This is a genomic window from Desulfurivibrio modestus (assembly GCF_044068625.1).
GTDB lineage: Bacteria > Desulfobacterota > Desulfobulbia > Desulfobulbales > Desulfurivibrionaceae > Desulfurivibrio.
In genome coordinates, this window is sequence record NZ_JBIPKH010000003.1 from 43,392 (window position 1) to 57,150 (window position 13,759).

9 protein-coding genes are annotated in these 13,759 nt (G+C 63.9%); 8 read left to right on the forward strand and 1 reads right to left on the reverse strand.

The window, feature by feature from the left end; translation table 11 throughout:
- Positions 1-21 precede the first annotated feature (21 nt).
- The 8 genes from pnp to ACHHRT_RS03025 all read left to right on the forward strand — a co-directional run bounded on the left by pnp (position 22) and on the right by ACHHRT_RS03025 (position 11,675).
- Positions 22-2,130: a polyribonucleotide nucleotidyltransferase gene (gene pnp / locus ACHHRT_RS02990; protein WP_395497549.1), complete on the forward strand. Its 2,109-nt coding sequence runs from the start codon at positions 22-24 to the stop codon at positions 2,128-2,130.
- Positions 2,127-3,437 carry a M16 family metallopeptidase gene (locus ACHHRT_RS02995; RefSeq protein WP_395497551.1) on the forward strand — a complete coding sequence of 437 codons (1,311 nt, stop codon included), beginning with the start codon at positions 2,127-2,129 and terminating at the stop codon, positions 3,435-3,437. The genes pnp and ACHHRT_RS02995 overlap by 4 nt, the downstream gene beginning before the upstream one ends.
- Positions 3,430-4,221: an MBL fold metallo-hydrolase gene (locus ACHHRT_RS03000; RefSeq protein WP_395497553.1), complete on the forward strand. Its 792-nt coding sequence runs from the start codon at positions 3,430-3,432 to the stop codon at positions 4,219-4,221. The genes ACHHRT_RS02995 and ACHHRT_RS03000 overlap by 8 nt, the downstream gene beginning before the upstream one ends.
- A gap of 116 nt (positions 4,222-4,337) precedes the next feature.
- Entirely contained in the window at positions 4,338-4,865 is a 528-nt protein-coding gene (locus ACHHRT_RS03005; RefSeq protein ID WP_395497555.1) for a YeeE/YedE thiosulfate transporter family protein, read from the forward strand.
- Positions 4,865-5,389: a DUF6691 family protein gene (locus ACHHRT_RS03010; RefSeq protein ID WP_395497557.1), complete on the forward strand. Its 525-nt coding sequence runs from the start codon at positions 4,865-4,867 to the stop codon at positions 5,387-5,389. The genes ACHHRT_RS03005 and ACHHRT_RS03010 overlap by 1 nt, the downstream gene beginning before the upstream one ends.
- 99 nt (positions 5,390-5,488) lie before the next feature.
- Positions 5,489-6,793, forward strand: a complete 1,305-nt coding sequence (locus ACHHRT_RS03015; protein ID WP_395497559.1) for a surface lipoprotein assembly modifier — start codon at positions 5,489-5,491, stop codon at positions 6,791-6,793.
- 63 nt (positions 6,794-6,856) lie between these two features.
- A complete protein-coding gene (locus ACHHRT_RS03020) occupies positions 6,857-8,155 on the forward strand; it encodes a FecR family protein (protein WP_395497561.1) in 1,299 nt (432 codons plus the stop codon).
- Between the two features lie 1,240 nt (positions 8,156-9,395).
- A complete protein-coding gene (locus ACHHRT_RS03025) occupies positions 9,396-11,675 on the forward strand; it encodes a CHASE2 domain-containing protein (protein WP_395497563.1) in 2,280 nt (759 codons plus the stop codon).
- Here the strand turns inward: ACHHRT_RS03025 and ACHHRT_RS03030 are convergent.
- The gene (locus ACHHRT_RS03030) at positions 11,672-13,756 is read right to left on the reverse strand and encodes an EAL domain-containing protein (protein ID WP_395497565.1); all 2,085 of its coding nucleotides are present in this window, start codon (positions 13,754-13,756) and stop codon (positions 11,672-11,674) included. The genes ACHHRT_RS03025 and ACHHRT_RS03030 overlap by 4 nt on opposite strands.
- Between the last annotated feature and the right edge of the window lie 3 nt (positions 13,757-13,759).

A 13,759-nucleotide genomic window follows, 5' to 3' on the forward strand; every position in this document is an offset into this window, starting at 1 on the left:
GTCAGAGGAGAAGAGAAGAAGATGGAAAAGAAGATCAGTGTGGAACTTGCCGGCAGAACCCTAACCATTGAAACCGGACGGCTGGCCAAGCAGGCCAGCGGCGCGGTATTGGTCACTTACGGACAGAGCATGGTGCTGGTTACCGCCACCGCCGCCCGCGAACCCCGGGAGTCGGTGGACTTTCTGCCGCTTACCGTGGAGTACCAGGAGCGTTTTTACGCGGTGGGCCGAATTCCCGGCAGCTTCTTCCGCCGCGAGATCGGCCGTCCCACTGAGAAGGAAACCCTCTCCTGCCGCCTGATCGATCGCCCCCTGCGGCCCCTTTTTGCCGCCGGCTACCAGAATGAGACCCAGATTATCGCCACCGTACTTTCCGCCGACCATGAAAATGAGCCGGATATGATGGCGATGATCGGTGCTTCCGCCGCCCTCTCGGTCTCCCATATCCCCTTCAACGGCCCCATCGCCGGAGTCCGGGTGGGGATGGTGGACGGCAACTACATCCTCAACCCCACCAGCGAGCAGCGCAAGAACTCCAGGCTGGACCTGATCGTGGCGGGCACCGCCAAGGCGGTGGTGATGGTGGAGGGCGGGGCGGACAGCCTCTCCGAGGAGGAGGTGATGAACGGCATCTTCTTCGCCCACGAATCGATGCAGCCCCTGATCGCCATCCAGGAGGAGTTGCGCCAGGCGGTGGGTCGGGCCAAGATGGAGGTCAAGCCGCCGGAGGTGGATGAGCAACTGCGGGTCCGGGTGGCTGAATTGGCCGGCCCCGGGATGCTCGAGGTGACCGGCACCGCCGACAAGATGGCCCGGGGCGAGGCTTTTCACGCCCTGGAGGGTAAAGTGCTTGCCCAGCTCAAGGAGGAGTTGAGTGCTTCCGATCAGTTGGCGGCCAAGCTGAAAGAGGCCAAAGAGCTGCTCTACGATCTCAAGAAGAGCGTGATGCGCGGTCAGATCGTCAAGGAGAAGAAGCGGATCGCCAATCGCCGCCTGGACGAGGTGCGCCCCATCAGTTGCGAAGTGGCGGCCCTGCCCCGGGTCCATGGTTCGGCCCTCTTCACCCGGGGCGAGACCCAGGTGCTGGTCAGCGCCACCCTGGGCAGCGGCGACGATGAGCAGCGGATTGAATCCTTGAGCGGCATGTCCTTCAAGCCCTTCATGCTCCACTACAACTTCCCCCCCTACTGCGTGGGGGAGGCCCGTTTCCTGCGTGGTCCCAGCCGTCGCGATATCGGCCACGGCGCCCTGGCGGAACGGGCGGTGGCGGCGGTGCTGCCCGACAGCGAAACCTTTCCCTACACCATCCGGGTGGTTTCCGAGGTGCTGGAGTCCAACGGCTCCTCCTCCATGGCCACCATCTGCGGAGCGTCGCTCTCCCTGATGGATGCCGGCGTGCCCTTGAAAAAACCGGTCTCCGGCATCGCCATGGGCCTGATCAAAGATGGTGACGATATCGCCATCCTTTCCGACATTCTCGGTGATGAGGATCACCTGGGGGATATGGATTTCAAGGTGGCCGGTACCGAGGACGGGATCACCGCCCTGCAGATGGATATCAAGATCGAGGGGGTATCCCGGGAGATCATGAGCCAGGCCCTTTCCCAGGCCCAGGCCGGTCGACTCCATATCCTGGAGAAGATGAGCCAGGCCCTGGCCACCTCCCGGGCGGATGTGCCGGAACACGCCCCCAAACTGTTCACCATCAATATCCACCCGGACAAGATCCGCGACCTGATCGGCCCGGGGGGCAAGATGATCCGTTCCATCACCGCCGATTACGGAGTCAAGATCGATGTCGAGGACGACGGTCGGGTCAAGATCTTCGCCCCCAACGGCGAGGTGGCCGACAAGGTGCGGGAGGTGATCGGCTCGATCACCGCCGAGGCGGAGATTGGCAAGATCTACACCGGCACCGTGCAGAAGATCATGGATTTCGGCGCCTTCGTCCAGATCCTGCCCGGCACCGACGGCCTGGTCCATATCTCCGAGCTGGAGAATCGCCGGGTGGAGAAGGTCACCGACGTCCTCAAGGAGGGCGATGAGGTGCGGGTCAAGGTTCTGGAGATCGACGGCCGCGGCAAAATCCGTTTGAGCCGCAAGGCGGTCCTGGCCGAAGAGAACAGTTGAACCGCCCCGCCAGCCCCCCGGGCTCCCCCGCCATGTGCCAGCAAAGCACTTTGGATAATGGGTTGCGGATCGCCACCGAAACCACCGACTCACGGGTGGTTTCGGTGGGGGTCTGGATCGAGGCCGGGGCCCGTGATGAACATGACCTGACCAACGGCAGCTCCCATTTTGTCGAACATATGCTTTTTAAGGGCACCGGTCGGCGCAATGCCCACCAGATTGCCCGCGAATTCGATGTGATGGGGGGGATGGCCAACGCCTTCACCTCCACGGAAACCACCTGTTTTTACGCCACCGTCCTGGCCGACCGCCTGCCCCAACTGGCCGACCTGTTGGCCGATATCGTCCTCAACTCCAGCTTTCTCCCCGCCGAGGTGGATAATGAGCGGGAGGTGATCCTCCAGGAGATCGCCATGGTGGAGGATACCCCCGACGACCTGGTCCACGATCTCTTCAACCGGGAACTGTGGGGGCGGCATCCTTTGGGTAACACGGTGCTGGGTTCTCCCCGGGTGATCGGCGCCCTTACCCCCCATCATCTGCTGGATTATGTGCAGCGCCACTATACCCCCGGCCGGATTTTAATCGCCGCCGCCGGCCAGGTCGAGCATGACAGCTTCCGCCAACTGTGGGCCCAACCCTTCGGCTCCATGCCGCGTGGGCCCGGCGAGCGGGCCGCCGATTCCGCCGCCGGCTCGCGCCGGGCCCCGGAGTTCCGGGAGCCGGTCCGGCGGATTTTCGACCGGGGACTGGAGCAGGTCCATCTGGTGATGGGCACCTACGGCCTGGGGGAAGCCGATCCGGACCGCTACGCCCTGCAGCTGCTCAACACGGTGCTGGGCGGCAATATGAGCTCCCGCCTCTTTCAGGAGATTCGAGAAAAGCGCGGGTTGGCCTACTCGGTGTACTCCTACCTGAACACCAACAGCGACAGTGGCGCCCTGGGGGTTTATCTGGGGGTGGATCCCCTGGCGGCCGAGGAGGCGGTGGGGCTGGTGGGCAAAGAGATCCGCCGCCTGGCCCGCGAACCGATCCCCGCCGAGGTGCTGGCCGAGGCCCGGGATTATGCCCGGGCGGTGATCATGCTGGCCGATGAGAATCCCGAGGCCCGAATGTGTCGTCTGGCCCGCAATGTGCTCAACTTCAACCGCGATCTGCCCCTGGCGGAAATTCTGGCCGGCTTTGACCGGGTAACCGCCGCCGATATCCAGACCCTGGCCGAAGGGATCTTTGTCCGCCCCCTGAGTGCCGTGGCCCTGGGTCCCCTGGATGACGGGCTGCTGGACTGGGACGCCCTGGATGAGTGAGAGCGGCCTGCGATTCTGCGTGCTGGGGGGCGGCAGCAAGGGCAACGCCACTTACGTGGAGGCGGGTGGTACCCGGCTGCTGATCGATGCCGGTTTTTCCGGTCGGGAGATCGAAGGCCGGCTGGCGGCCCTGGGGGTTGACGCCGCCGACCTGACCGCCATCCTGATCAGCCACGAACATGGCGATCATACCCGGGGGGCGGGGGTGCTTTCCCGCCGCCACCGCCTGCCGGTGCTGGCCAACCGGGCCACCCTGGCGGCGGCCGGGCCGAACCTGGCCAACCTCGCGGCGGTTCAGGAGTTTGCCGCCGGCACCACCTTTGTTTGCGGCAATATCCAGGTTCACCCCTTCGCCATTCCCCACGACTGCGCCGAACCGGTGGGTTTTCTGCTCAAGGTCGGCGGCCGGTTGCTGGGCCATTGTACCGATCTGGGGTCGGTCTCCCGCCTGGTTCATCACCGCCTAAGCGGCTGCCACGCCCTGGTGCTGGAGGCCAACCACGATCTCGCGATGCTGCTGGAGGGGCCCTATCCCCCGGCCCTCAAGCAACGGGTTCGTTCCCGCCATGGGCATCTGGCCAACCACGAGGCCGGCGCCTTCCTGGCCCGGCTGCTGCACCGGGAGTTGAAGCAGGTGGTGCTCTCCCATCTCAGTGAAACCAACAACACCCCGGCCCTGGCCGAGCAGACGGTCGCCGCCGCCCTCAACGGCCGGCCCGCCGGCTCCTTGCCCCGGCTCACCATCGCCTGCCAGCAAAAGGGCAGCGCCATGGTTTGTCTCTAGTTTTTTGCCCCCCGCTCAGATTCCCTTCAAAAAAAAATCAGATCCGCTTCCACTGGCCGCCAGGGGTGTGCTAAGATGCCGCCAGGTTCAACGGCTAACTTATTCAAGGAGGCGAAATGGCTACGTCGAAATGGTACAAACCCTATCTGCTGGGAGGCCTGGCCGGGCTGCTGCTCACCGCCAGCGTCCTGTTTGCCAATCAGTTCTTCGGCACCTCCACCACCTTCCCCCGGGCCGCCACCTGGCTGGTGGATCTGGTGGGGATCGATCTCAGCCACCTGGACTTCTATCAGGTCAGGGGCGGCGCCCTGACCGGGGCCTCCTTCCCCAACTGGCAGCTGCTGTTTGTTTTGGGGATCGGGATCGGAGCCTTTATCAGTTCCCTGCTCACCGGGACCTTCAAGCTGGAGAGGCTGCCCCCCATGTGGGTGGCCAGGTTCGGTGATCGGCTGGGCCTGCGGATTGTCCACTCCCTGCTCGGCGGGGTCCTGGTGATGCTCGGCGCCCGGATGGCGGGGGGCTGCCCCAGCGGCCACGGGGTCAGCGGGGTCAGTCAGTTGGGAGTCAGCAGCCTGCTGGCTTTGGCGATGTTCTTTGTCGGCGGCATTATCACCGCGCGCATTATCTATCGGGGAGGTAAGTGATGACGCTGATCATGGGACTGGTAACCGGGATTTTCTTCGGCATTCTGCTGCAGCAGGCGGAGGTATTGCGTTTCGAGCGCCAGGTGGGGGCCATGCGGCTGCGGGACATGACCATCGTCAAATTCATGCTGAGTACCATCATCGTTGGTGCCATCGGCATCCATCTGCTGGCCGATCTGGGGATGATCTCCTTTGCTCCCCGGGCCTTGAGCCTGGGCCTGCAGACCGTGGGCGGGCTGCTCTTCGGCGTCGGCTGGGCCTTGATCGGCTACTGCCCGGGCACCAGTGTCGGCGCCCTGGGTGAAGGGCGCTACCACGTGATCTGGCCGATCATCGGCATGCTGCTGGGCGGGCTGATTTTCGCCTTTATCTACCCCCTGGTGCAAACCCACCTGCGGCCGCTGGGTTCCTACGGCGCCCTGTCGCTGCCGGCCCTGCTTGGGGTCAACCACTGGCTGGTGATCGGCGGCTTGGTGGTGGTGGCCCTCCTGCTCTTCAGCTTTTTCGAACGCAAGGGGTTATAGGGGTATCGGGGAAAAAAAATAATTGACCTTGGGCGTGGAGAGTGGGTACTCTGGGCGCTGATCCCAATAAATTATCAATTTTTCTGTAAGGGAGAGGCCATGCCCAGGAAACCTTCCCTCCTTATCGCCCTGATCCTGGCCGCCGGCTGTCTTTGCTGGTCCGGACCGGCGGCGGCCGCCGAAGATCCGCTGCTGGCCGGGCGTCAAGCGCTGGCCGCCGGCGACTTCGATACCGCTTATCGTAGCTTCTTTGCGCTCTTCGAGCAAAACCCGGCCCACCCGGAGGTGAATTTCCAGTTGGGCCGGGCCGCCTTCGAGTCGGGTCGCTACGAAGAGGCGGTGATGGCCTATGAGCGGGTGCTGATGGCCAACCCCGAAGCGGCCCGGGCCAAACTGGAGCTGGCCCGCTCCTATCTGAAGCTGGACTCCAACGAGATCGCCCGCCGGTATTTCCAGGAGGTGCTGGCCACCAACCCCCCGGAGGCGATCTGGCAGAACGTGCAACGTTTTCTGGCGGCCATCGAGGCGGCGGAAAAACGCCACTTCATCAACGGTCTTTTCACCGTGGGCGCCGGCTACGACGATAATGTCCGCGCCGCCCCCCATGATTTTGTCTACATAGTCCCCTTGAGTTTTGACCGGGAGAGCGATTCGCTGCTCAACACCAACCTGGTACTCAATCACGTATATCGTCCCCGTTACAGCAGTCCCTGGTCCTGGAAGACCTCCCTCACCAACTACAACGTCTTCCACGAGTCGGTCAACGATATGGATCTCAATCTCTACGGCCTGGGCACCGGTCCCAGTTGGCGCCGGGAGCGGCTGCTGCTCCAGGGCTCGCTCAACTTTCACCATATCGACCTGGGATATGATCGCTACCTGGGGATCATGGGGGCCGGCGCCGCCGCCACCTGGATCGCCTCGCCCCGCTGGGCGGTCAGTGGTGGGCTGACCGTGCAGGAGAGGAAGTACCATCAGGACAGCGCCAAGGATGCCACCAATGTCGCCGTCAACCTGGGGCCGGTATTCAGTCTCGGCCCCAACCGCCTGGGGCTTACGGCCGGGTATGAAAAGGAGAACGCCGAGCTGGGCCTGCACTCCTACGACCGCTGGCGGCTGACCCTGCGCTATGATCGCCGCCTGCCCTGGGAGTTGGCCTTTTTTGCCGTGGCGCGGCTGACCGAGACCGACTATGAGGATCCCCATCCGCTGTTCGCCAAAACCCGCGAGGATGAGTCGCTCTACCTCAATTTCGGCTTCTCCCGGGTTCTCTGGCGCTCCGCCGATTCCCGGCGCGGTCTCAGCGGCCAGTTGGCCTATGCCCGGACCGACACCGATTCCTCCATCCCCATTTACGAATACACCAAGAACGTTTACGACCTGGCCCTGACCTACACCTTCTAGGCGGGGCCAGCCAGGGCGGCCGCCGACTTGGGCGGCTGCCGGAAGCTTGACGGGAGTTCTCCTATGGATCAGCACAGCCGATTGCAGTCGATCACTTTTTTCGCGGCCCTGTTTCTTCTGCTGGCCGCCGCCGGTTGGGCGGTGCCGCTCAAGGCGGCGGAGGCGGAAGGAGTCGCCATGGTGGTGGCTCTGCGGGGCCAGGTGACCGCCGTGGACCAGGCGGGGGAAAAGAGGCCGCTGGCGGTCAAATCTCCGGTTTATGTCGGCGACACCATCCAGACCGGGCCATCGGGCCGGCTCCAGTTGATGTTCACCGACAACACCATCGTCAGCCTGGGGGGCAACGCCGAACTGGAGGTGGCCGCTTACCAGTGGGACCAGCGGCAGGGTGAATTGACCACCCGGGTCAACCAGGGGGCTTTCCGGGTAATGGGCGGCAGTATCGCCCGGACCTCGCCGGAGAACTTCACCACCGAAACCCCCGCCGCCACCATCGGCATCCGGGGCTCCATGTACGCCGGCCGGGTCAGCAACGGCATGTTGACCGTGGTCTTCCAGGGAGGGACCGGTATTGTCGTCAGCAACCCGGCGGGTAGGGTGGAGATCACCGTCCCCGGCCTGGGCACCCGGGTGAGGTCGCGGGAGGAGCCCCCGGCGCCGCCGGCCCGGTTCAGTGGCGCCGAACTGGAGGAGTTGCAGGAGGGGCTGCCCGAGGAAGAGGAGGCCGCCGAGGAAGCTGCCGCCGAGGAGGCCGCGGCGGGGGAGGATAGCGAGGCCGAGCCGGTGGATGAGTGGGCCGGGGTGATAGGCGATGAGCCCGTTGAGTCCGCAACGCCCCCGGTGGTTGCCGATGATCCCGTGGTGGAGCAGGTTGGCGAGGTCATCACCGAGGCCGGCCAGGAGGAGCTGGAGCAGGAGGTTATCGGGTCCGCCGCTTATTCCGGCCGGGGCATTCGGGTGTGGTACAGCGAAGGGAGTGAGCAGGTCGGCGATTTTGGCCGGGAGGACCTGCTCTTGACCACCAAGCCCGCCATCCTGACGGCAATTGAGCCCGAGCTCCTGCTGGAAAATGGTCAGAGCGGGTTCAGTGACGGGGATTACGGCGAGGTCTGGTGGTATGAAGATTTCTCTTATGAGTCGTCGGGGGGGGGGGGATACCTTCGTGCTGAACGACCGTTTCAGCATGACCATGGTGGACAATCGGGGGGAGTTTTGGGTTTACAACCAATGGGATTATACCGAGACCGCCACCGGTTTTGCCAAGGAGGATCTGCTGCTCTTCCATGGTCTGGAAACTACTGCCAGCCTGATGCCGGTAAGCGGCGGCGCCATCTATGGCGGGATCTTCGCCGGGGCAGGTGATCTCGACTTTGCCGACCATATGGACAATATTTTCGGCAGCGTGGCGCTGGCGGTGAACTGGCGCACCGGCCAGGCCGTGGGCTATTTCACCGATTATGACGATGAACGCCTGCTGCCGGTTTATCTCCTGGCCCGGGTGGATGGCAGCGGGCTGGCCACCGTCGGTCTGTTCGGCCAGGACCGGGGCAGCGGTTTCAACGGGCCCCCTCCGGGGGCCATTGTCGGGGGTGGAACCTTCGCCCAGTTTTACGGCAGTGAATATCAGGGGCTGGGTCTCACCGCCCAGGGGCAGATGATCTCCTTGCTCGACCAGGAGAGCGTCACTGAAACCTGGTCGGTGGCGGCCGGGGCCTACCGCGACCCCCTCTTCGTCTATTTCGACCCCGACCTGCCCGCCTCCTGGCAGGGCTTTGCCACCGGGATGGCGCTGAACCTGAGCGCCGAGCCCGGCGCGGCGCCAACCCTGTTGCGCAGCACCGAGGCGGTTGATTTCTCGCTGGCGATCGATCGGCAGGCGGGAACCTTCAGCGGCGGCATCGATAACCTCCAGGCGATCGACGGCGATTACACGGTGGGCGGCCTGGAGGTCGGCGGCTTCTATGTCACCGACCACCACCTGGCCGGGGAGATCACCGGCACCGGGCTCAACCCCCATGGCAACTTTCTGGGGGGCAGCGGCAATTATGCCGACCCCCTGGCCGAGCACCTCTCCTGGGGTTACTGGGCCCTCAGTTTCGATGATCCGTTTTCCGGCGACGCCCAGATCCTCAGCTCGCGCGGTTCCTTCTGGGTGGCCGGAGAGCCGACCCCGGCCGTGGTGGTGCAGGATTTGATCACTGCCGGCAATGTGGTGGGTGACTACGTGGGGGGAGCGGAAGGGGTGATGGTCCTTAACGACGCAATCACCGATCTGGTCGGCGGTACCACCAACCTGAGCATCGATTTCGGCGCCACCGCCGCGGCGGTGAGCGGAGTTATCTCTTTCGCCGAGGTCGAGCTGTTGGTCGGCGGCGCGTCCAGTCTGACCAGCAGCGGTTTCGCGGCGGAGATCACCTCCGTCTCGGGCCTGGGTGGGGGGACCCCCTATCCGGAGAGCGGGATCAGCGGCTCCTTTTTCGGCCCCGATGCCCGCTCCATCGGTGGCAACTTCCAGGCCGAGACCGATTTCGCCCAATATCTGGGGATCTTCGGGGGCACCCGGGGTGAGTGGTAACTCCTGCCGCCGCCGCCCGGGAGAGTGATGCGCCAGTCGCCTGCCTTGCTGGCTCGCCGGTTCAAGCTTACCCCTTTTAAGATCGGCTGCCTGGTGATCCTGGCGGCCGTATCTTTTTTTTACTCCTTCGGGACCCAGAAGCCGCGCCTGCTGAGCGCCCTGGACCAGCGGGTGGTCGATACCATGTTTCACTGGCGGGGAGTGGCGGCTCCGGGCGACCGGGTGGTGATCGTCGATATCGACGAGCGCAGCCTGCGGGAAGTGGGGCAGTGGCCCTGGCCCCGTCACCTGGTGGCCCGTTTATTGAGCCATGCCGGGAAGGGGGGGGCGGCGGCCATCGGGGTCGATATCGTTTTCGCCGAGCCGGATCGCACCTCCCCCGCCGCCCTGTTGGCCGAGCTGGAGCGCCGCCGGTTAACCCTGTTTGAGCCGGGGCTGATCGGGGAACTCCTGCAAGGTGGAGAATTGGACTATGACCGGATTCTGGGGGAAACCCTGGCCGAGCTGCCTTCGGTGCTGGGCTACGTTTTCCAGCTCCGGGATGACGGACTCAAGGAGGAAGCGGCCGCCCCTTTCCCCGCCGCCCTGATCCGCCTTGAGCCGCCGGAGATCGGCTTTGCCGGTCTGGCCCTGATCCCCGCCTACCGGCCAATTCTCAATATTCCAGAGATCTCCCAGGCCCTCAGTGAGGGTTTCTTCAATGTCTTCCCCGACATCGACGGCACCGTCCGCCGGGTCCCCCTGCTGATGATGATGGATGGGGTGCCGTACCCCTCCCTGGCCCTGGAGCTGACCCGGATCGCCCTGGGGGAGGAGGCCCTGGTGATCCACGCCGATCCCGTGGCCCATGGCGGTCGGCACGCCTTGCTGGGGCTCTCTTTGGGGTCGCGTTTTATTCCCACCGACGAGCAGGGCCAGCTCAGCGTCAATTTCCGGGGTCCTGCTTACTCATTTACCTACCTCTCGGCGGTGGATCTGCTCAATGATCCCGCTCCGGAGGGGTTGGCCGGCAAGATCGTCCTGATCGGGACCTCGGCGGCCGGACTCATGGATCTGCGGGCCACCCCCTTCTCCCATGTCTTTCCCGGGGTCGAGATCCAGGCCACCATCGTCGACAACCTCATCGCCGGTGACCCTTTGGTCCACGATATCTACACCGAGATCGGCCTGACCTACGCCACGGTGGTCGTCGGCGGGCTGCTGCTTACCGCCCTTCTGGCCCATGGCGGTCCCCTGGCCGGGGGGATGGGTGCCCTGCTGCTGATCGGGGGCACGGTGGCGGCCAACTATCACTTTTTCTTCAAGCAGCAGGCGGTGGTGGGCCTGGTTTACCCCCTGGCCACCCTGGTGGTGCTGTTCATGGTGGTGACCCTGTTCAACTACTTCTTCGAGGGGCGCCGGAAGCGCCGGATCAGCAAGGCCTTTGGCCAGTACGTACCGCCGGAGCTGGTGGCGGAGATGGCCGCCAGGTCCGAGGAGCTGGGGCTGGGGGGGGAGACCCGGGAGATGACGGTACTCTTCTCCGATGTCCGGGGGTTCACCACCATCTCCGAGGGGCTGGAGGCCCCCGAGCTGACCCGGCTGATGAACGCCATGCTCACCCCCATGACCCGGATCATCCATCAGCATCGGGGCACCATCGACAAGTACATGGGTGACGCAATCATGGCTTTCTGGGGGGCGCCCCTGCCCGATCCCGAGCATGCCCGCCACGCCCTGGCCGCCGCCCTGGCCATGGTGCGGGAGTTGCCCCGCCTTCGGGAGGAGTTCGAGGCCCGGGGGTGGCCGCCGGTCAGGATCGGCATCGGCCTCAACAGTGGCATGATGAACGTGGGCAACATGGGGTCGGAGTTTCGCGTGGCCTATACCGTGCTGGGGGACGCGGTCAATATCGGCTCCCGCCTGGAGGCCCTGACCGTCCAGTACGGGGTTGAGATCATGGTCAGCGAGTCCACCCGGGACCTGGTGCCCGAATACCTCTACCGGGAACTGGACAAGGTGCGGGTCAAGGGGAAGGAAAAAGCGGTGGTGGTTTTCGAGCCATTGGGGTTGCCCACCGAGCTGGACCCCGCCCTGCTTGTGGAGCTGGAGCGCTATCACCGGGCCCTGGCCCTCTATCGTCGGCGGGAGTTTGCCGCCGCCCTGGAGATTATCGAGGCCCTGCATCGGCAAAACTCGGGCTGCCGGCTTTACTGCCTTTACCGCGCTCGCCTGCGCCACTTTCTGCGCCACCCCCCCCCTCCCGACTGGGATGGAGCCTTCAACCACAGCAGCAAAGGGGGCACCGAGGAGGGTGGAGTCGGTTAAGCTCTGGAGAGATGGAGGGGCCGGGGAGCCGGTTCGGCCAGGTGGAAGCCCTGGGAATAGTCGATGCCCAGCTCCTTCACCACCTGGTGGACCGCGGCGCAATGGACAAATTCGGCCACCGTTTTAATCCCCAGCCTGCGGCAGAAATCGACGATGGTATGGACCATCACCCGGGCCTGGGTGTCGTGATCGAGGTTGCGGATCAGGGAGGCGTCGATCTTGAGGGTGTCCACCTGCAGGGTCAGCAGATGGGCAAAGTTGGAGTAGCCGGAGCCAAAATCATCCACCGCGATCTGGCAGCCCGCCTGCTTGACCCGCGCGATGAAGGAGCGCACCTCCTCCACATTTTTCATCCCTTCGTTTTCGAGAATTTCAAAGGTGAGACGAGCCGCGGTGGCGGGATTGGCGTCGATCATCGCCAGGAGATAATCCCGCACCTCGCTGTCCAGAATGTCGGTTAGGGCCAGGTTGATGGAGAAGGAGTAGCGGCAGTCGGCAAAGTCGCTGAAACTTTTGGCCACCACCTGTTTGGTGAACTGGGGATAGAGGTATGACTCCTTGATCAGATCCAGGAAGTGGCCCGGGGTGAGGATGGCGCCATCCTCGTCCCGCATTCGGACCAGGCACTCGTAGCGGGCGATCTCACCGCTGAGGTTATCGAAGATCGGCTGGTAGTAGACCAGGATATCATCCTCGGCCAGGGCCCGGCGGGCCTTTTGCAGCATCTGCAGGTTGGCGGCGATTCGGGCCTGGATATTCAGCTCGCTGCGGTAAATGGTGAATTTGGTCCGCTTGAGCCTTTTGGTCTCCTTCAGGGCCATGTCGGCGGTTTCCAGCAGGGGGCGCTGGCGGGAGATTCCCATGGAGATACTGAGCCGAATCGGTTGCTCCCGGTGGACAAAAAGCTCTCCCTCCACCGCCGCGACGATGGTCTGGGCCAGGTTATCCGGGGTGAAATCCGCCGGCTCCTCCAGCAGCAGACCAAAGTCGTCACCACCCAGGCGATAACAGCGGGACCAATTGCCGGGGGCGGAGAGCTTCTCCAGCCGGGCCGCCAGATCGACCAGGACATAATCCCCGGTCTGGACCCCGTAAAGATCGTTGATATGTTTGAAGTCGTCGATATTGACCAGGAAAAGCAGAGGACGGCGGCGGCTCTCCTGGTCGTGATCGAAGGCGAAACGGTTGGCCAGCTGGGTCAGATTATCGGTGGTGGCGGCGGCGCTGAGGGCGGCGGACAGCCGGTTTAAGGCCAGGTTCTCCCGTTCGGTTTTGAGCAGCAGGGCGACAACCAGCAGCATCGCGGCCAGAAAGGCGCCGAAAAAGATGTAGGTGAGCCGGTTGAGCCGGATCAGCCAGTGGCTGTTTTCCGTTTTCAGCGCCTCCTGCAGTTGCCAAAGCAGGTTGCCGGCGGCGGGCTGGAGGATGGCGGCCAGGAGCCGGCTGTAATCGGGCAGCGTCTCGGCGAAAACCCGGCCGTGGGCCAGCAGGAGCGGATGAAGATGTTCGGTGCCCGGGGGGGGAGGGTGGGTGGCCAGGGCCTCCAGGGATAAGGAGAGGCCCCGCAGCAGATCCGGGTCCAAACTGTTGCGGCTCAGATGGAGAGTGGAGTTGAGATCGGTCAGCAGAACGTGATAGTGGGGGTCGAGAGTGGGCGCATCCAGTCCGGCCTGGCGGGTGAGCTGGGGGATGTACATGGCCGAGTTTTTCAGCATTGAGTTGAGGGTGAGCAGGCGGATGATCCGTTCCTCGTTCAATTCGACCATTTGCCGGTAGCCGGTCAGCAGGTCGCAAACCTGGGAATGGTTGCCGCTGATGCCGGCGTGGAGCTCCATGGCGCTGGTCAGGGTGTGTTTGATTTGCCTCAAGGTGGCGTGAATGCGGTCATAATCGTGGTAAAGGAAAAAGGCGCTGTGCAGAATTTCACTGTCCAGTTGCTTCTGTTGCCGTTCCAGAAGGGTGATTTGGTTGAGCAGGGTCAGGCGAACGGTGGTCTGCTCCTTGGCCCCCTTCAGATAGTAGCCGAAGAGAATGCCCACCAGGCAGGCGACGGCGATGGTCAGGTGAATTTTCAGGCGCATGGC